This window comes from Herminiimonas fonticola, assembly GCF_003293745.1.
Classification (GTDB): Bacteria; Pseudomonadota; Gammaproteobacteria; order Burkholderiales; family Burkholderiaceae_D; genus Oxalicibacterium; species Oxalicibacterium fonticola.
On the sequence record NZ_PTLZ01000001.1, the window covers coordinates 1183724 to 1202427 of the forward strand.

Sequence of the window (18704 nt, forward strand, 5' to 3'; positions counted from 1 at the left end):
TTTGACAGTAAAACAGGAGAGCATGATGACAGTGCATCTTGATCACCTTATGGTGCCATCCCGCAACAAGGTGGCTTCTGCCAAACTCTTGGCTGAAGTGTTAGGGGTGCCGTGGTCGGAAACAGGCATAGGGCCGTTCTCCCCTGTTTACGTGAACGATGGTTTGACGCTCGACTTTGATGAATGGAGCGATCCCTTTCCTTTGATGCATTACTGTTTTCGGGTGAGTCAGGATGACTTCAACGCCATCCTTGAACGTATCAAGGACGCTGGGATCGCATATCGCAGCAAGGTTCATGAACCGGTCGACTTTCGGATTGACACGCAGCATGGCGGCAGCATCGTCTACTGGAACGAACCGGATGGCCATCAATGGGAAATGTTGACGGTCAGCTATGCACGTCAGACGTAATTCGACAGGACAGTCGTCGCTTGGGCTAATGCTGTATCGCCCCGGCATTCAAACTCGGATGTGGCTGGCAAAGCGATTCCATAAACTGAATGCTCATTACCTTCCACGCCGTCATTTATATTTCTGTTAAAGATGGGATGACGTTTAGTGTCGGCTATTCAATTTATTCTTCAATGCCTTGATGGCATCTTTCTTCGCATCCATCCCGGCAATCGATGTCAGCAATTGCAAGGATTTATTGCGAAAGCGGAAGGCATCGACAGTAACGAATGAGCCGCTGCCTACGTAGCGTATGGTGACGATGATTTCCGGCTTGCCGTCATGATCCAGATCGGCGAATTTGATTCCTTCTAGCGTGCCATTGCGCAGTCGCACAACACCGCTGATGAAATTGTCATACGGATAGGCCGGATCGTTTTTCGCATACAGACGCAAACTGTAACTGCCTATGCTGCGCGGTTCGAGATCGCCTTCCGCTGCGACAAGCATGCCTTTGGTTTGCGGCAAAACTTCTGTCTTGACGATGCGTTCATGTCCGGCGGCGAGGGTGGCCGTAGACAGTACAGCGCTCAGAAAAAATAACACGAGCTTGTTCATTGATATCTCTTTTGTTCAGTTGATTTGATTCGAAAAATTTACATTCACCGTTGATGCGACGCACGCGATGTGCGGCATTGCGAAATGATGGATTTACGCGACTTTTGCACCTTTGTCGATTAACAGGCTGCGTAACACAGAGCGATGACAGTGCGCTTCGTCTTCGCAGTAGCATCCGACCGAGAAGTTGCTGTGATGCGAAAGTGCTGCGAGTAGTTCAATCGTGTGTGCATTCTCGGGTGTCGCCATTTCAGCACGATAGCGTTTGAAGAAGGTGTTCCACTCTTGCGTTGTGGTGGCGCTATGTGCGAGCTTGACGGTTGCGGCACTGGGAGCGAGGTTGGGGAACCAGACATCGAACCAGTTATGCGAAGCAAAATCGGTTTTGGCTACGCCGCGTGGCGGGCGACGGACAGTGCCTATGCGTATGCCTTCGTCTGTGATGCGCTTGCTACCCAATCTGACGATACGTGCAACCATGACGGCCTCTGATCATTGCGTTTATGCGTTTCAGTTTGGCGCATCCCAGGCGGGATTCCATACAACTTCCCATAGATGCTGATCGGGATCCTGAAAATAGCCTGAGTAGCCACCCCAAAACGTATCGTGGGCCGGTTTGACGATGATTGCTCCGGCATTCTGTGCTTGCAGCATGACGGTATCAACTTCTTCTTTTGAAGATACGTTATGCCCGATGGTGAACTCGGTAGGACTGATGGATGCGACAGGAAGGCCGGTGTCTTGGGAAATACTCTTGCGTGGCCACAGTGCCAACTTCAATCCTGCCTGTAGATCGAAGAAGGCAACTGCACCATATTCAAATTCGGCACCGATGATGCCTGGTGTTTGCAGGCCGAGGCCATCCCGATAAAACCGGAGTGCCTTCTCCAGATCATCGACACCTAGTGTGATGACGGTAATGCGAGGTTTCATTTCACATTCCTTTCATCAACAAACTGATTTACTGGCGTACGCAATCGACGAAGTAACCGCGCTTGCCATCGACTTCACGCGTGACCAGACCGTGGACATCGGTTTCGAAGCCAGGGAACTTCTCGTTGAAGTCACGCGCAAAACGCAGGTAATCGACGATCGTTTTATTGAAGCGTTCACCCGGGATCAACAATGGAATGCCCGGTGGATAAGGCGTCAACAGAATCGATGTGACACGGCCTTCGAGTTCATCGATAGGTACGCGATCGATTTCTCTATGCGCCATTTTGGCGAACGCATCCGACGGTTTCATCGCTGGCTGCATATCTGACAGATACATCTCTGTCGTCAAACGCGCCACATCATACGCTTTGTAGAAATCATGAATCGACTGGCACAGATCGCGCAGACCAACGCGTTCATAGCGCGGGTTTGCCGCCGCGAATTCCGGCAGGATGCGCCACATAGGCTGGTTCTTGTCGTAGTCGTCCTTGAACTGTTGCAGCGCGGTCAGCAGCGTGTTCCAGCGACCTTTGGTGATGCCGATCGTGAACATGATGAAGAACGAATACAAGCCGCATTTTTCAATGATGACGCCGTGCTCGGCCAGATATTTGGTGACGATCGATGCCGGAATGCCCGAGTCGCCGAACTTGCCGTCCAGCGACAGACCCGGATTGACGATGGTGGCCTTGATCGGATCGAGCATGTTAAAGCCCGGAGCCAGATCGCCGAAGCCGTGCCAGGTATCTTCGGCGCGTATCATCCAGTCGTCTTGCGTACCTATGCCTTCTTCACTGAAAGTATCTGGTCCCCACACCTGGAACCACCAGTCCTGACCCCATTCCTGATCGATCTTCTTCATTGCGCGGCGGAAGTCGAGCGCTTCGAGAATACTTTCTTCTACCAGTGCAGTGCCGCCTGGTGCTTCCATCATCGCAGCCGCGACGTCGCATGACGCAATGATCGAGTACTGCGGTGAAGTTGATGTGTGCATCAGGTACGCTTCATTGAAGGCGTCTTGATCGAGCTTCACTTTCTCTGATTCACGCACCAGAATTTGCGAAGCCTGCGACAAGCCTGCCAGCAATTTGTGCGTCGATTGCGTAGAAAAAATCATCGACTCTTTGGCGCGCGGGCGGTCTTTGCCGATCGCGTGCATGTCTCTATAAAAATCGTGGAAAGTTGCGTGCGGCAGCCATGCTTCATCGAAATGCAGGGTGTCGATTTCGCCATCCAGCATGTTCTTCAAGGTCTCGACGTTATAGATCACGCCGTCGTAAGTCGATTGCGTGATGGTCAGGATGCGCGGCTTCTTGTTGACGGCTTCACGCGCAAACGGATTGGCTTCGATTTTTTTGCGGATGTTTTCCATCGTGAATTCCGACAATGGAATCGGGCCGATGATGCCAAGGTGATTACGGGTAGGCATCAGGAATACTGGAATCGCGCCGCACATGATGATCGAGTGCAGGATCGATTTGTGGCAGTTGCGATCAACGACGACGATGTCGCCAGGCGCAACCGTCGAGTGCCAGACCATCTTGTTCGAGGTCGAGGTGCCGTTTGTTACAAAGTAGCAGTGATCGGCGTTGAAGATGCGTGCAGCATTGCGTTCCGAAGCGGCAACCGGGCCGGTGTGATCGAGCAACTGGCCAAGTTCTTCCACCGCGTTGCAGACGTCGGCGCGCAACATGTTTTCACCAAAGAATTGGTGGAACATCTGGCCGATAGGCGATTTCAAAAATGCGACGCCACCGGAGTGACCAGGGCAATGCCACGAGTACGAACCGTCCTGTGCGTAATGCACCAGCGCGCGGAAGAATGGCGGCGACAAGCCATCCATATAGGACTTCGCTTCACGAATAATGTGGCGCGCGACGAATTCAGGCGTGTCTTCGAACATGTGAATGAAGCCGTGCAGTTCACGCAGGATGTCATTCGGGATGTGGCGCGAGGTACGCGTTTCACCGTACAGATAAATCGGGATGTCGGCGTTCTTGTGGCGAATTTCTTCAACGAATGCGCGCAGAGATTTCAGTGCGTAATCGGTTTCTTCAAAGGAGCCGGCACCGAACTCTTCATCATCGATAGACAGGATGAAAGCGGATGCGCGTGATTGTTGCTGCGCAAATTGCGAGAGGTCACCGTAGCTGGTGACGCCCAGCACTTCCATGCCTTCTTTTTCCATTGCATCGGCGAGCGCGCGTATGCCAAGGCCCGAAGTGTTCTCGGAACGGAAATCTTCATCGATGATGACGATGGGGAAACGAAATTTCATGCGGTCTCCAGCAGGACGGATAGTGCGGCGCGCAGGGTCTAGATGTGCGCCAGAAAAGGAAAGCGAATTTTCGCAGATATATACAGAATTTGGGAGAAAAAAGCCGCAGATCATCTGATCTACGGCCTCTTGTTACCAGAGTGATACGGCAGTAATACCAGCTAGTGTCGCGCGTGGGCGTGACGGCTGTATGACAAAACCCTGGTTCAGCTTATCCGCTCATAGGTAATGTAGGCGTAATCGAAACCATTCGCCTCGGAATGATGTTCTTCACGCGCCGTTTCTTGCCATTTGGTGAGGTCGATTGCAGGGAAAAATGCATCGCAGTCGAAGGCTTTGTCTATCCTGGTCACGATCAGACGGTCGCTGTCGGCTAGCGTGTCGGTAAAAATCTGCCCGCCGCCTATGATGAAGGCCTGCTGGTCGCCGACCAACTCCTTTGCCGCCGCGATCGAAGTGACCGCTTCTACACCAGCGTGTTGCCATTCTGCATTGCGGGTGATGACGATATTGCGGCGATTCGGCAAAGGTCTGCCTATGGAATCGAAAGTCTTGCGCCCCATGATGATGGGATGGCCGGAGGTCGTGCGCTTGAAGTGCGCCAAATCTTCGGGCAAATGCCAGGGCAGGGTGTTGTTGATGCCGATGCCGTTATGGGTATCGATGGCGACGACGATGGTCAGGTGTGCAGGCATAAGTATTACTCTAAGAGTATGGCTCCAGATTAAACCGCCATCGGCGCACTCAATGGTGCGTGATGTTCGTAGTTTTCAAGACTGAAATCGCTGGGTTCGAGTTTCTCCAGCCATTCTGGTTCGTATTTGCCGGTGACGGCGTAATCCGGGATGCGATCCGACAACACCAGTTTCGGTGCCGCGTACGGTTCGCGCGTCATTTGTTCGTTCAGCATATCCAGATGATTTTCATAGATATGCGCATCGCCGATGAAGTAGGTAAACCACTTCGGCTTGTAGCCGGTCAGGCGTCCGACCACGTGCAGCAATGCTGCCGCTTCAGCCAGATTGAAAGGCGTACCGAGGCCGATATCGTTGCTGCGGATGTAGAGGCATAGCGAAATTTCTTTCGTGGTCTGGTTAGGCAGGAATTGATACAGCAGATGGCAAGCTGGCAGCGCAATCGCGTCGAGGTCGGCGCAGTTCCAGCCGTGGAACAGGATGCGGCGGCTGCCTGGATTATTGATGATGGTATCCAGGCAATCGCGCAACTGGTCGATCGCCTTGTACATCAACACCTTGTCGGTGCCGTCGTCGTTGACGGCCGAGATCAGGCGAAAGCCGCGCTTTTGCGCATCCTTAATTTGGTCTTTATTGTCGGCGTCCAGCAATTTGTAGGCTGGCCATTGACGCCATTGCACGCCATACACCGGGCCCAGATCGTCTTCACCGAGGCGATACGGATTGTTCAGCCATTCGGCGTTTTCATTCGCATTCTGATCCCAAACCTTGCAGCCCAGCGCGCGGAATTCGGCTGCGCTGCGGGTCGCGCGCAAAAAGCCGATCAACTCGCCGATGACAGATTTGAAAGCCAGACGCTTGGTGGTGATTGCCGGGAAACCGTCTTTTTGCAGATCGAAACGCAACATTGCACCGGGAATACTGATGGTGCGAATGCCGGTACGATTTTCCTGCCAGGTTCCGGAATCGAGTACGGTCCGCACAAGGTCAAGATATTGTTTCATGCATAGTCCGTTTAAGATTAATGTGTGACGCGGGTAGGCGCGGAATACAGGAAGGCCTGAATTCCGCAGTAAAGCGCTATTTTAACTGAACGGGCGGGCTGGTCAGTCTGCGCTTAATGCTGGCCGAATTGCAGCGCAGCGAGGCTGGCATACAGGCCGCCGGCAGCAACCAGCGACGCATGCGTGCCGGTTTCGACGATGTGGCCGTGTTCCATCACGATGATGCGATCAGCGCGTTGCACTGTCGCCAGTCTATGGGCAATAACCAGCGTGGTACGACCGACCATTGCGGCTTCCAAAGCACTTTGTACCAGACGCTCCGATTCTGCATCCAGAGCACTGGTGGCTTCATCGAGCAAGAGCAAGGGCGGATTTTTCAACAAGGCGCGCGCAATGGCGATGCGCTGGCGCTGGCCGCCGGACAGGCGTACGCCGCGTTCGCCGAGGAAGGATAGATAGCCTTCAGGCAAGCGTTCTATGAATTCGTGTGCGGCAGCCAATTTGGCGACGGCGATGACTTCTTCGTCTGTGGCACCGGGACGGCCGTAGCGTATGTTTTCCATCGCATTGGCAGAGAAAATCACGGTGTCTTGCGGCACGATGCCTATGGTGTTGCGCAAGTCATGCAGCTCGAGCTGGCGAATATCGACGCCATCGAGTTCGATCACGCCTTCTTGCGGATCATAAAAGCGCAGCAGTAACTGGAACAAGGAAGTTTTCCCTGCACCCGACGGGCCGACTACGGCCACCGTTTCGCCTGCCTTGATGGCAACTGACATATTGGACAAGGCCGGTGTCAATGGGCGGGACGGGTAATGGAAGGTCACCAGATCCAGTGCCAGTGCTGCGCCATTGGCGCGACGCGGTGGTAACGCGATCGGTGTCGCTGGTGACGAGATCGGTGATTGCACGGCCAATAGTTCCAGCAGGCGCTCGGTCGCACCGGCTGCACGTTGTGCATCGCCGAGTACTTCTGACAGTGCGCCGATCGCACCGGCGACGATGGCGGAATACAAAATGAACTGGCCGAGTTCGCCAGCGCTCATGGTGCCGTTGATGACAGCATGCGCACCCAGCCACAAGACAAAAACGATGGCGCCAAAAATCAGCAGAATCGCGATCATCGTCAACATCGAACGCGCGCGTATACGGCGCATCGCAGTTTTGAATGCTTCCTCTACAGTTTTGCCAAAACGGCTGGCTTCAATTTTTTCGTGCGTGAATGCCTGTACGGTCGGCATCGCATTCAGGATTTCGCCAGCCAGCGCCGACGAATCAGCAACACGATCTTGCGAGTCGCGCGACAGCGTACGCACGCGACGGCCGAACCAGACGATAGGTAGAACAGTGACGATCAACATCACGAGAATGATGGATGACAACTTGATGCTGGTGACAAACAGCATCACCAGACCACCCATGAACAACAGGGCATTCCGCAAGGCCATCGATACGCTAGTACCGATCAGGGTTTGAATCAGTGTCGTATCAGTGGTGATGCGTGACAGAACTTCACCGCTTTGCGTGGTTTCAAAAAACTGCGGGCTTTGTGTGACGACATGCGAATAGACGGCGCTGCGTACATCTGCAGTTACGCGTTCGCCCAGCCACGACACCATGTAGAAGCGCGCTGCAGTAGCGACCGCCAGTATGCAAGCCACGCCGAACAATGCAATGAAGTAGGTATTGATGCTGGCCGTGTCATGTATGCCGTTGGCGCCGAAGCCAAGATCGATCATTTGCCGGAAGGCATACGGTATCGTCAGCGTCGCAGCGGCGGCAATGATCAGGGCGATGCCTGCCAGTGCAAACTGTTTTTTATAAGGCAGTAAAAATGTCAGCAAACCGCGCAAGGTGGCGATACTGCCTTTTTGTAATTCTCTGGACGTCTTCGGAATCATGGGTTCACTAGCTTGCCTAAAATTGGAATGCGAATTCGATATGAGGAATGTAGATCATTAAGCGGTCACGTTATGCGTGCAGGCTTTGCATGATAAGGTTGACGCTAAGTCATCGTTATTGAGTCGTATATTCAATCGTTCACGTAGCTTAGCACCAGTCGCTGCGCGTCTTTGTAAGTCTTACAGGTAATGGCTGCAGGAATGACCTTGTTTCGCTTGCGTGCCCGGCGACTTTCGATGCCATATGGGGGCGGTATCGCTGGGAACAAGCTTTGCTTGCTTCAATTGAATTCTGCAGTCGTGTGACCAGGAGCGGATAAGTTCGAACATAGTCTGACCAGTATCGCTAACTCGACCATCTGCAATACCACCAAGGAGCAGCCAGCTTGGCACAATTCATTCAACTCGTAGAGCAGCGCACGCAATGCATAGACGATGAGCTAGTGGCAGGTTTGACTGCCACTCAAGCGACGACGTCGCCAAAATATTTATACGATGCTTTGGGTTCCAAACTGTTTGAAGCGATTTGCGAACTGCCGGAATATTATCCAACCCGTACCGAGGCAAAAATTTTCGGCAAGCATGCGCAAGAGATGGCGCAGGCAATAGGTCTTGGAACGACCCTGATCGATCTTGGTGCCGGTAATTGTGCAAAGGCCGCAAATTTATTTCCCTGCTTGCAGCCTGCGCAGTATGTGCCGATCGATATCTCGGTCGAGTTTTTACGTGATTCTGTCAATAAATTGCAGCAGCAATTTCCGGATATCGACATGGTGGGGGTCGGCATGGATTTTTCGGTGGATCTGCGGTTGCCGAAAAATGTGCGCAGCGAGAAGCGGCTGTTCTTTTATCCGGGTTCGTCGATAGGCAACTTTATGCCGGATGACGCGCTGGTATTTTTGCGGCAGATCAAATCGGCTTGCATGCAGGGCGATGTAGCTGACGGCGGTCTGTTGATCGGTGTGGATCTGGTCAAGGAAAATTCGATACTCGATGCGGCGTATGATGATGTTTTGGGCGTGACCGCATCCTTCAATCTGAATTTGTTGCTGCATCTAAATCGCTTACTGGATGCCGATTTTGATTTGCGTGAATGGCGGCATCGCGGATTTTTCAATGACAAATTGAGTCGCATTGAAATGCATCTGGAAGCCTTGTCGGATCAGACCGTGCGCTGGCCGAACGGTGTACGCCGTTTTGAACGCGGCGAGCGGATACATACCGAGAACAGTTATAAATACACGCGCCAGAGTTTTATCAGTTTGCTGACAGAGGCCGGATTCGAGAATGTGACGACCTGGACCGATCCGCAACAGTGGTTTATGGTTTGCCATGCACGGGCAGCGTAATTGATGGATGTGAACGCTGGAAAATATAAGTGGTCGAACCTAAGCTGAACCGTGAGAAAAAAGTATCTCTCCATCAAGATTGCGGAACATCATGAACGTACAGACAGAACGCATTTTCCTGAATGAGTTGCCCTTGCGCTATGAAGCTGTACGCGCACGTTCGATCGCACTGGCAGAACCATTGTCGGAAGAAGATTGTTGTGCGCAATCGATGCCGGATGCAAGTCCTGTCAAATGGCATTTGGCGCACACCACCTGGTTTTTCGAAACATTTGTTCTCGAACGTTTTGAACCTAATTTTCAACCGCATCATCCAGCCTTCCGCGTCCTCTTCAATTCTTATTACAACGGTATCGGCGACAAGCATGCGCGTGCGCAGCGCGGCTTGCTGACGCGCCCGCCATTTGCAGATGTGTTGAGCTATAGACGTGATGTCGATGCGCGCATCATGACTTTGCTGGCACATCCGTTTGCGGACTATGCCTATACCGAGCTGAACAATTTGCTGGAACTGGGTTTGCAACACGAGCAGCAGCATCAGGAATTGATGATGACTGACGTCTTGCATCTGCTGTCATGCAATCCATTGAAGCCAGCCTATGCTGAAACGCCAAGACTGGTTGCAAAACCTGCAGCAGAAATGGAGTGGCTGTCTTTCGATGGCGGCGTGGTGCAGATCGGGCATGACGATCAGGAATTTTGTTTCGATAACGAGATGCCTGTGCACAGACAATTCCTTGAACCGTATGCGCTCGCATCGCGTTTGGTCACGAATCGTGAATACCTGAATTTCGTCGAATCCGGTGCGTATGAAAATCCGATTGTATGGTTGTCGGAAGGATGGGATTGGGTGCAGACACAGCAATGGATGCGTCCCTTGTATTGGCAAAGAAATGACGATGCGTGGCAGGTATTCACCTTGCATGGATTGCAGGCCTTGAACCTTGATGCTGCGGTAACGCAGATTTCCTACTTTGAGGCGGACGCTTATGCGCGCTGGGCTGGTGCGCGTTTGCCTACAGAAGCAGAGTGGGAAAATGCAGCAATACAGTCGCTGAATGCAACTGATAACCCGACAGACAGCATGCAGTTTTTCGGCCACTGCTGGCAATGGACGTCCAGTAGTTATTCGCCTTATCCCGGCTATGTAACTGCAGCCGGTGCATTGGGTGAATACAACGGCAAGTTCATGTCCAACCAGTATGTATTGCGCGGCTCATCCTGCGTGACGCCGGACGGACATAGTCGTACGACGTATCGCAACTTCTTCCCGGCAACCGCGCGCTGGCAGTTTTCCGGAATCAGATTGGCACGATAAATTTTTAACACTTAAAAATAAAAAAGCCGCTGAATATTTCAGCGGCTTTTTTCATGTAACGAGGAAAAATTATTTCTCAGCCAAAGCCAGATCGCGATTGACTGCACTCAAGACCGCACGGAACGATGCGGTGACGATGTTGCCATCAATGCCGACGCCGAAACGTGTTGCGCCGTTGTTCACGCGCAGTTCGACATAGCTTGCCGCATTTGCGCTGGCGCCGGCACCGATCGCGTGTTCATGGAAATCCATCAGCTTGATGTCGAGTTCCAATGCATTGATGAATGCGTCGATAGGGCCATTGCCGGCACCTTGTACAGATACCGCCTTGCCATCTTTTTCAAGATCGACCTTGATCTGCACTTCGCCGCTTTTTGTATCGTCGATGTGGTGGCCGCGATATTGATATGGCGTGACTGCATTCAGATATTCACTGTTGAAAATTTTGTGAATATCGTTGGCAGCCACTTCACCACCGGTTTCATCGGTGATGCGTTGTACTGCGCGACTGAATTCGATCTGCAGGCGACGCGGCAATACGAGGCCGTATTCCTGCTCCAGCAAATACGTCATGCCGCCTTTACCCGACTGGCTATTGACGCGAATCACCGCATCGTAGCTGCGACCCAGATCTGCAGGGTCAACCGGCATGTAAGGGACTTCCCAGATGGCGTCCGGCTGCTGTTTCGCAAAACCCTTCTTGATCGCATCCTGATGCGAACCGGAGAATGCGGTGTACACCAGATCGCCGACATACGGATGACGCGGATGCACCGGAATTTGATTGCATTCTTCCACGCACTGACGCACTGCATCAATGTCCGAAAAATCCAGACCCGGATTGATACCTTGCGAATACAGATTGAGAGCAAGCGTCACCAGATCCACATTGCCGGTACGTTCGCCATTGCCAAACAAGCAGCCTTCGACACGATCGGCGCCAGCCATCACAGCCAGTTCGGCTGCCGCTACTGCACAACCTCTGTCGTTGTGCGGGTGCACGCTGATGAGGATGGAATCGCGACGTGCGAGATTGCGATGCATCCATTCCACCTGATCGGCGTAAACGTTCGGTGTGCTGGCTTCCACCGTGCCTGGCAAGTTGATGATCATCTTGCGCTCTGGCGTCGGTTGCCATGCTTCGGATACGGCGTCGCAGATTTCTTTCGCGAATTCGAGTTCTGTCATGCTGAAGGCTTCCGGCGAATACTGGAATACCCATTCCGTTTCCGGATGCGCATCGGTCAATTCGCGAACCAGTTTGGTACCTTTGACTGCCAGTTCTTTCACTTCTTCCTTCGACATATTAAATACGATCCGACGGAATGATGGTGCCGTGGCGTTGTACATATGAACGATGGCGCGGCGTGAACCGATGACAGATTCGACGGTGCGACGTATCAGGTCTTCGCGGGCTGGCGTCAATACTTCGATCGTGACGTCGTCCGGAATACGTTTCTCTTCGATCAGTTTGCGTACGAAATCGAAATCGGTTTGCGATGCGGAAGGGAAGGCGACTTCGATTTCTTTCAGACCGATGTTCAACAGCATGTCGAAGAAACGAAATTTCTTCTCGTGGTTCATCGGCTCGATCAGTGATTGATTGCCATCGCGCAGATCGGTACTCATCCAGATCGGTGCTTTGCTGATGATCTGGTTCGGCCACGTGCGGTCGGTGAGACGGACGGGCGGAAATGCGCGGTATTTTTGTTCTGGGTTAGACAACATCATGATGTATTTTCCTTGCTTTGCTGAATAGGGGAGATTCGGTATGGCAGTAGGCTACCTGACTTGCCACGCGACGCGAGGCCAGGTAACCGATCGGTAGTAATAGCAAAGCACGCGCACAGGACAACACGGCGAAAAGAGCGCCAGCGATGAACGATGCAGGAAGGGCCTTGATAGTCATTTTTTCGGGTGAAACCTTGGTGTTTGATAATGCACCGGGTGAACAGAACCGGCAGGAACAACAGCGCGTACGATCAGTTTAATCGTAGCGATAGCAGTAGCGCTGCTAGCAGGGAGCTGGCAGCGTACGAGGTGGTGCGGGATTGAAAAGGTGTCGCGGACATGTAGCCACTTTAGGTGATCGCGGCAGCCCTTGTCAAGTTTTGGCTATTTCTCCAAACGCGATTGCCGAGACGACAACATTTATTACGGTGTCCTGGAAGATCCGTTTCCCTTTGTCGGCACCTGCTGCGCCAGCCGCCACCATCAAGGGCAGCAAGTGATCCGGATGCGGCTGTACTTCGCGTGCATTTGGCGCATCTTGCCAGTGCTGCAACAACGTATTGCGCTCAGCTTCGTCCTGCGTTGCCATGTTGGCCAGCCAGTCATCGAAATGTTCGGAGGCTTCCCTGAACGCAGGGCTGAAGCCTCGCATATTGTGAAAGCTCATGCCGCTGCCTATGATCAACACCCCTTCGCTGCGCAATGCCTGCAGAGCTTCACCCGCGCGTATGTGTGTGGCGGGATCGAGTCCTTTTTTCATCGACAACTGTACGAGTGGAATATCTGCATCCGGATTCATTACCTTCAAGGGAATGAAGACGCCGTGATCCCAACCGCGTTGCGCATCGAGGTGCGCCGGCAGTCCGGCTTCGACCAGCAGATTTTGCACGCGTGCGGCCAGTTCCGGTGCGCCTGGTGCAGGATGAGTCAGTGCATAAGTATGTGCCGGGAAGCCGTGATAATCGTAAATCAGTGACGGCTGCGGATTGGCTCCTACAGTAAATTCTTCCTCTTCCCAATGGCCGGAAATAATCAGTATCGCCTTCGGACGTACACCTACCGCCTTGGTCAGATTGCGTAAAAAATCCGCCATGTGATCCCACATATGCGGATCCCCCGGCCACTCCATGAAAAAACAGGGGCCGCCGCCGTGCGGGATGAAGAGAGTGGGAAGTATCTTGTGCATGATTTTTTTCGATGGGTATAGTGAATATTTGGAGCCGTATGGCATTTGATGATGCGAGATGGCATGCTGTGATGACGCATCATTATCCTTGCCTGTTAGCAGTTACCTTTCTTGGCTTGGCCGGGAGGGCAATGATCTTTCTTGTGATGCTTGTCTTTGCCTGGCTTCCATCCACCTTTATTCAAATGCCACTGCCCATTGTCTTGCCGCCATTCTGAGTGTTCATAGATGTAGCCTGGGCGTGCGCGTTCCCAATGGCCGTCTGACCATACATGCGCATGGCCATTCCAGTTCCAGTAACCAGGCACCCATATATAGCCGCTACGTGGTGATGGCACAGGCTCATATCGTGGCGGCGGCGGTGCCGTGCCGATGTTAACGCTAATGCTTACTTGCGCCATTGCTTGAGTAGGCAAGATGGCAGTAGTACTGATAAGAATGGCGGCAGCGCTAATAAGTAGATGCTTCATGAATACTCTCCTTGTTGGGGATGCTGCCAATATAGCGCATATCCAGGCAGTGCTTCTAGCTGCTGCATTTGCTTGCGAATGTAAAAAAGCCGGGCCATTTCTGGCCCGGCTTTTTATTTATGGTTCTGGCTTGATCAGTTATTAACGTTCGCCGAAAGGACGACGTGTTGTACCGCCTGCATCGCTGGTACGTGGGCCTTTGTTGTAGCCGCCGCCATCGTTGCGTGGAGCATTTGGTTTGCTGAACGTGCGTTGACCTGGTTTAGCCGCGTTGCCACGGTTGTCGCCTGGTTTCCAGCCGCCTGGTTTGTGGTTCGAACGTGGTGCCGAAGCGGTACGCTTTGGTTCAAAACCTTCGATTACCGAGACAGGAATCAATTGCTTGATGAAACGCTCGATACGTTTGACGTTCATGCCTTCTGCATGATTGACCAACGAAACCGCGATACCGTTACGACCAGCACGACCGGTACGACCGATACGGTGCACGTAGTCTTCCGGGAATTTTGGCAGATCGTAGTTGAACACGTGAGTGATCGCAGGTACGTCGATACCGCGTGCGGCAACGTCGGTTGCAACCAATACACGGATTTGACCGCGACGCAGACCGTCGAGTGTACGGTTACGTGCACCTTGATGCATGTCGCCATGCAAGGCAGCAGCAGCGAAACCAGCGATGTTCAAACGATCAGCAATGGTGTCAGCATCGCGTTTGGTCGCGGTGAAGACAACTGCTTGATCCATGGTTTCATCACGCAGCAGATGATCGAGCAAGCGATTTTTGTGTGACAGATCGTCGACAAAATGTACGCCTTGCTTGATGTTTTCATGCTTGGTAGCGGAACCGGCGATCTGGATGACCAGTGGATCTTTGGTGATGCGTTTAGCCATGGTGCCGACGGTGCCGTCGAGCGTTGCCGAGAACAACATGGTTTGACGACCTTCTGGTGTTGCTGCAACGATTTTTTCGATGTCATCGATAAAACCCATGTCCAGCATGCGATCAGCTTCGTCCAGCACCAAAATCTGCAATTCCGAGAAATCGATCTTGCCCGATTCCATGTGGTCGATCAAACGACCTGGCGTAGCAACCAGGATCTCTGGGTTCTTCGCCAACAATTGCATTTGTTTTGGATAAGGCATGCCGCCCAGGATCGAAATAGCTTTAACACGTTTCATGAACGCGCCGTATTTGTCGGTCGAGGTGGTAACTTGCAAAGCCAGTTCGCGGGTTGGGGTCAACACCAGCATTTTTGGTTGAGCAGCTTTAAAGCGTGGGCGATCGCCGCGTGAGCGTGCCGATTGCGCTTCCTGATTTGGCGTTCTGCCACCTTCAGGTTGCTGTTGTTCGGATTGAACTGCAAACTTGTGCAGCGCAGGCAGCATGAATGCCGCTGTCTTGCCGGAACCTGTTTGCGACGAGACCATCATGTCACGGCCTTCGATCGCAGCAGGAATCGCTTGTGCTTGTACGCCGGTAGGGGCGGTATAGCCGGATTCAGTCAATGCCTTGATGATGGACGCGTGGAGGCCTAGTGATTCAAATGTCATTATTTTTCTTTCGTATAAAGCAAGCGCTGCAGAATCTAACCCGGATCGTGTCCAAGCAGAGACTGCGAAATGCGCAAAAATGCAAAGCCAACCAACGAAACAGAAACAGCTGTGAAAACTCTGAGAGATTTCGGCACAAAAGCTTTGCGCCGGGACGGTGTATAAACTTCAACACCTGAAGGCGGGAGGGCTTTATCGTTAATGCTAACGGTTCGCGATGCTACAAAGTGCAATGCCTGTTGCAAAGCACAGCGCGCATTGTATTACAGATCGTGTGCGATGTCGAGTCATTCGCTGATTTGCACTGAAAACGAGCGTTGATGCACGCCCTTGAATAATAAAAAAGCGGCAGAATTTTCTGCCGCTTTTTTACTAAATTACATGTTGTGGCTACTTGTTCTACCCACTGATGTAATTTGAATAAGAACTTACTCCATGCCGCCCATACCACCGACGACATGCGAGAAGCCACCATCGACATAAGTGATTTCGCCGGTAATGCCGCTGGATAGATCCGACAACAGGAATGCGGATGCATTGCCGATGTCTTCTTGTGTGACGTTGCGACGTAAGGGTGCGTGATCCTTGACGAAGTTGAGGATCTTGCCGAAGTCCTTGATGCCGCTGGCAGCCAAAGTCTTGATCGGGCCAGCGGAGATGCCGTTGACGCGTATGCCTTTAGGGCCCAGCGATTCAGCCATGTAGCGCACGCTGGCTTCCAGCGATGCCTTTGCCAGGCCCATGGTGTTGTAGTTAGGCAGGGCGCGGACGGCGCCGAGATAACTCAGGGTCAGCAACGCAGCATTCGGGCTCAACATCGGCAATGCAGCTTTTGCCATTGCAGGGAAGCTGTAGGCGGAGATGTCATGCGCAATTTTGAAGCCTTCGCGTGACAAACCTTCGAGGAAGTCGCCAGCAATTGCTTCGCGTGGTGCAAAGCCGATTGCGTGCACCAGGCCGTCGAGGCGGTCCCACGATTTGCCCAGATCGGCGAACAAAGCCGTGATCTGTTCGTCGCTGCCGACATCACAATCGAAAATCAGTGTGCTGTCGAATTCCTTGGCAAAATCGGTGATGCGATCCTTGAAGCGTTCACCAACGTAGGTGAATGCCAGTTCTGCACCTTCACGTTTGCAGGCTTCTGCAATGCCGTAAGCGATGGAACGGTTCGATAACAAACCGGTGATAAGAATTTTTTTGCCTTGCAAGAATGCCATGAACGACTCCGGTGGATTTTTGACATTAACTGCGCGTGAATAATTGCGCGGGAATAAATGCGGAATGGGCAAGATTGTAGGGGCTGACGGGAACAACAGCAACTTTTGTGACAAATCTATGGTTTTTCGTGAGGTCATCGCTGGCCGCGAGTGCGACGCGCTGTGGGCGTTTCTGTAGAATAGCTGGAACGACAACATGGGCAATCCTGTACCAACGCAGAATTGCTGGGCTGGCAAACATCATTCACGACAGGCGCATGGTTAAATCAATTTACGCATTTTTGCTGCTCTGTTTCATGGCGCAAGGTAATGCTGCCTTTGCCGCCCACGCCTTCTCTCTCTACGACACGCCAAAGTATCCGGCTGGTTTTGCCCACTTCGATTACGTCAATCCCGGCGCGCCCAAAGGCGGTGAGCTATTTCTCGCCAATCCTGATCGTCGCAGCAGCTTCGACAAGTTCAATCCATATTCGCTGAAAGGCGTCGCTGCCGCAGGCGTTTCCAATCTGATGTTCGAGACGCTGGCCGTCAGTTCTGGCGATGAAGTGGCGACCATGTACGGTTTGCTGGCGGATGACATGGTGCTGGCACCCGACAGGTTGGCGATGACTTTTCATATCAATCCGAAAGCGCGTTTCAACAACGGCGATCCGGTGCTGGCGGCAGACGTCAAATACTCGTTCGACACGCTGATGGCAAAAGGCGCGCCGCAATTCAAGTCCATCTTTGCCGAAGTCAAACGTTGTGTCGTCGTCGATGAACGCACAGTGCGCTTTGAATTCAAATCGCTGAATCATGAATTGCCGCTGATTGTCGGTAGCGTGCCGGTGTTCTCACGCAAATGGGCGGCGGGTACCGAGTTCGATCAGATTCAGTTGGTAGCGCCTATCGTCAGTGGCCCATACCTGATTGATCGTTACGATACTGGCCGCTCTATCAGCTATAAATTGAATCCGGATTACTGGGGTGCGAATGTGCCGACACGAAAAGGAACATTCAATTTCGGACGCATCAACTATCGATTTTACAAGGATGATGTCGCCAAGCTGGAAGCCTTCAAGGCGGGTGAATTTGATCTGGTCGTCGAGTACAGCGCAAAGAACTGGGCGCGTAGTTATAAAGGTCCGAAATTTACCAGCGGCGAAATCATCAAGCGCGAACTGACACATTCCAACGGTGCCGGCATGCAGGGCTTTGTGATGAACTTGCGCAGGCCGCAGTTCCAGGACGTGCGTGTGCGTCGTGCTCTTGATCTGGCGCTGGATTACGAATGGATGAACCGGCAGTTGTTCTTCGGTTCTTACAAGCGAATTTATTCCTTCTTCAATAACAGCCCGATGGCGGCGACCGGTTTGCCCTCAGCGGATGAATTGAAGTTGCTGGAGCCCTTGCGCGACAAACTCGATCCTGTCGTGTTTGGCCCCGCGCCTATCCCGCCGAATACAGACGCGCCGCGTTCCTTGCGCGCGAACTTGCTGGAAGCGGTGGAACTGTTCCGCCAGGCTGGCTGGACTTATAGAGACGGCGCTTTGCGTAATGCCAAGGGCGAGCCGTTTGCGTTTGAAATCATCGACGATCAGTCTGCACTCTCGCGCGTGATCAGCGTCTATGTTCGCAATCTGGAAAAGTTGGGCATTCAAGTGACGCAGCGCACCGCCGATTTTGCATTGGTGCAAAAGCGCATGGATGAATTCGATTTCGACATGACCAGCATCCGCTTCCCGGATGTCAGCAGTCCGGGTAATGAAATGTTCGACATGTTCGGCTCCAAGGCAGCGGATGAAAAAGGTTCGAACAATGCATGGGGTTTGAAAGATCCTGCAGTCGATCGCTTGGTTGAGAAACTGGTGGCTGCCGACAGTCGCCAGCAGTTGGTTGCCGCTGCACGTGCCCTGGATCGAGTGCTGCTGCATAAACACATCGTCGTGACGCACTGGTATTCGTCCACACATCGTGTTGCGTATCGCGATCGCTTCGGCATCCCTGCGACCGCGCCGCTTTACTATCAGGCCGATCCGTATGTGATTTCAACATGGTGGCAACAGAAAGCAAGATGAGG

Annotated in this window: 17 protein-coding genes; 5 read left to right on the forward strand and 12 right to left on the reverse strand. The window is 52.7% G+C overall.

The window, feature by feature from the left end; all coding sequences use genetic code 11:
* Nucleotides 1-22: 22 nt before the first annotated feature.
* Nucleotides 23-412 (forward strand): VOC family protein, encoded by a 390-nt coding sequence (locus Hfont_RS05890; RefSeq protein ID WP_338322769.1) that lies wholly within the window; start codon nt 23-25, stop codon nt 410-412.
* Nucleotides 413-556: 144 nt separating this feature from the next.
* Here Hfont_RS05890 and Hfont_RS05895 read toward each other — a convergent pair whose 3' ends face one another.
* The 7 genes from Hfont_RS05895 to Hfont_RS05925 all read right to left on the reverse strand — a co-directional run bounded on the left by Hfont_RS05895 (nt 557) and on the right by Hfont_RS05925 (nt 7823).
* The gene (locus Hfont_RS05895; protein ID WP_112991361.1) at nt 557-1009 is read right to left on the reverse strand and encodes a PliI family lysozyme inhibitor of I-type lysozyme; all 453 of its coding nucleotides are present in this window, start codon (nt 1007-1009) and stop codon (nt 557-559) included.
* Between the two features lie 93 nt (nt 1010-1102).
* On the reverse strand, nt 1103-1489 hold the full coding sequence (locus Hfont_RS05900; RefSeq protein ID WP_112991362.1) for a DUF488 domain-containing protein: 387 nt from the start codon (nt 1487-1489) through the stop codon (nt 1103-1105).
* 30 nt (nt 1490-1519) lie between these two features.
* On the reverse strand, nt 1520-1942 hold the full coding sequence (locus tag Hfont_RS05905) for a VOC family protein (protein ID WP_112991363.1): 423 nt from the start codon (nt 1940-1942) through the stop codon (nt 1520-1522).
* A gap of 28 nt (nt 1943-1970) precedes the next feature.
* Nucleotides 1971-4223 (reverse strand): arginine/lysine/ornithine decarboxylase, encoded by a 2253-nt coding sequence (locus Hfont_RS05910; RefSeq protein ID WP_112991364.1) that lies wholly within the window; start codon nt 4221-4223, stop codon nt 1971-1973.
* Nucleotides 4224-4429: 206 nt separating this feature from the next.
* The gene (locus tag Hfont_RS05915) at nt 4430-4918 is read right to left on the reverse strand and encodes a dihydrofolate reductase (protein WP_112991365.1); all 489 of its coding nucleotides are present in this window, start codon (nt 4916-4918) and stop codon (nt 4430-4432) included.
* A 29-nt stretch (nt 4919-4947) separates the two neighbouring features.
* A complete protein-coding gene (locus Hfont_RS05920; protein WP_112991366.1) occupies nt 4948-5922 on the reverse strand; it encodes a thymidylate synthase in 975 nt (324 codons plus the stop codon).
* A gap of 113 nt (nt 5923-6035) precedes the next feature.
* Nucleotides 6036-7823, reverse strand: coding sequence for an ABC transporter transmembrane domain-containing protein (locus Hfont_RS05925; RefSeq protein ID WP_112991367.1), 1788 nt, complete (start codon nt 7821-7823; stop codon nt 6036-6038).
* 386 nt (nt 7824-8209) lie between these two features.
* On the opposite strand from Hfont_RS05925, the gene egtD reads away from it, so the two are divergent.
* A complete protein-coding gene (gene egtD / locus Hfont_RS05930) occupies nt 8210-9172 on the forward strand; it encodes an L-histidine N(alpha)-methyltransferase (RefSeq protein WP_112991368.1) in 963 nt (320 codons plus the stop codon).
* Nucleotides 9173-9263: 91 nt separating this feature from the next.
* On the forward strand, nt 9264-10490 hold the full coding sequence (egtB, locus tag Hfont_RS05935) for an ergothioneine biosynthesis protein EgtB (protein WP_112991369.1): 1227 nt from the start codon (nt 9264-9266) through the stop codon (nt 10488-10490).
* Between the two features lie 69 nt (nt 10491-10559).
* Here egtB and leuA read toward each other — a convergent pair whose 3' ends face one another.
* The 3 genes from leuA to Hfont_RS05950 form a co-directional block, all read right to left on the reverse strand.
* Nucleotides 10560-12221, reverse strand: coding sequence for a 2-isopropylmalate synthase (leuA, locus tag Hfont_RS05940; RefSeq protein WP_112991370.1), 1662 nt, complete (start codon nt 12219-12221; stop codon nt 10560-10562).
* A 373-nt stretch (nt 12222-12594) separates the two neighbouring features.
* Nucleotides 12595-13407, reverse strand: coding sequence for a DODA-type extradiol aromatic ring-opening family dioxygenase (locus Hfont_RS05945; RefSeq protein WP_112991734.1), 813 nt, complete (start codon nt 13405-13407; stop codon nt 12595-12597).
* Nucleotides 13408-13502: 95 nt separating this feature from the next.
* Nucleotides 13503-13877: a YXWGXW repeat-containing protein gene (locus Hfont_RS05950; RefSeq protein ID WP_112991371.1), complete on the reverse strand. Its 375-nt coding sequence runs from the start codon at nt 13875-13877 to the stop codon at nt 13503-13505.
* On the opposite strand from Hfont_RS05950, the gene Hfont_RS15045 reads away from it, so the two are divergent.
* A complete protein-coding gene (locus Hfont_RS15045) occupies nt 13876-14022 on the forward strand; it encodes a hypothetical protein (protein WP_162845864.1) in 147 nt (48 codons plus the stop codon). The two genes, Hfont_RS05950 and Hfont_RS15045, sit on opposite strands and share 2 nt — an antisense overlap.
* On the opposite strand, the gene Hfont_RS05955 is transcribed toward Hfont_RS15045, so the two are convergent.
* Both Hfont_RS05955 and fabI read right to left on the reverse strand, forming a co-directional pair.
* Nucleotides 14019-15428 carry a DEAD/DEAH box helicase gene (locus tag Hfont_RS05955; protein WP_112991372.1) on the reverse strand — a complete coding sequence of 470 codons (1410 nt, stop codon included), beginning with the start codon at nt 15426-15428 and terminating at the stop codon, nt 14019-14021. The genes Hfont_RS15045 and Hfont_RS05955 overlap by 4 nt on opposite strands.
* Nucleotides 15429-15856: 428 nt before the next feature.
* Nucleotides 15857-16645, reverse strand: a complete 789-nt coding sequence (fabI, locus tag Hfont_RS05960; protein ID WP_112991373.1) for an enoyl-ACP reductase FabI — start codon at nt 16643-16645, stop codon at nt 15857-15859.
* Nucleotides 16646-16902: 257 nt separating this feature from the next.
* Between fabI and Hfont_RS05965 the strand changes: the two genes are divergently transcribed.
* On the forward strand, nt 16903-18702 hold the full coding sequence (locus Hfont_RS05965) for an extracellular solute-binding protein (protein ID WP_112991374.1): 1800 nt from the start codon (nt 16903-16905) through the stop codon (nt 18700-18702).
* Nucleotides 18703-18704 lie beyond the last annotated feature (2 nt).

Coding starts and splice junctions, on each gene's coding strand:
- egtB (WP_112991369.1), top strand. CDS start 9,264: ATGAACGTACAGACAGAACGCATTTTCCTGAATGAGTTGCCCTTGCGC.
- Hfont_RS05890 (WP_338322769.1), top strand. CDS start 23: ATGATGACAGTGCATCTTGATCACCTTATGGTGCCATCCCGCAACAAG.
- Hfont_RS05920 (WP_112991366.1), bottom strand. CDS start 5,922: ATGAAACAATATCTTGACCTTGTGCGGACCGTACTCGATTCCGGAACC.
- Hfont_RS05910 (WP_112991364.1), bottom strand. CDS start 4,223: ATGAAATTTCGTTTCCCCATCGTCATCATCGATGAAGATTTCCGTTCC.
- Hfont_RS05915 (WP_112991365.1), bottom strand. CDS start 4,918: ATGCCTGCACACCTGACCATCGTCGTCGCCATCGATACCCATAACGGC.
- fabI (WP_112991373.1), bottom strand. CDS start 16,645: ATGGCATTCTTGCAAGGCAAAAAAATTCTTATCACCGGTTTGTTATCG.
- Hfont_RS05955 (WP_112991372.1), bottom strand. CDS start 15,428: ATGACATTTGAATCACTAGGCCTCCACGCGTCCATCATCAAGGCATTG.
- Hfont_RS05925 (WP_112991367.1), bottom strand. CDS start 7,823: ATGATTCCGAAGACGTCCAGAGAATTACAAAAAGGCAGTATCGCCACC.
- Hfont_RS05965 (WP_112991374.1), top strand. CDS start 16,903: ATGGTTAAATCAATTTACGCATTTTTGCTGCTCTGTTTCATGGCGCAA.
- leuA (WP_112991370.1), bottom strand. CDS start 12,221: ATGATGTTGTCTAACCCAGAACAAAAATACCGCGCATTTCCGCCCGTC.
- Hfont_RS05895 (WP_112991361.1), bottom strand. CDS start 1,009: ATGAACAAGCTCGTGTTATTTTTTCTGAGCGCTGTACTGTCTACGGCC.
- Hfont_RS15045 (WP_162845864.1), top strand. CDS start 13,876: ATGAATACTCTCCTTGTTGGGGATGCTGCCAATATAGCGCATATCCAG.
- Hfont_RS05900 (WP_112991362.1), bottom strand. CDS start 1,489: ATGGTTGCACGTATCGTCAGATTGGGTAGCAAGCGCATCACAGACGAA.
- Hfont_RS05945 (WP_112991734.1), bottom strand. CDS start 13,407: ATGCACAAGATACTTCCCACTCTCTTCATCCCGCACGGCGGCGGCCCC.
- Hfont_RS05905 (WP_112991363.1), bottom strand. CDS start 1,942: ATGAAACCTCGCATTACCGTCATCACACTAGGTGTCGATGATCTGGAG.
- Hfont_RS05950 (WP_112991371.1), bottom strand. CDS start 13,877: ATGAAGCATCTACTTATTAGCGCTGCCGCCATTCTTATCAGTACTACT.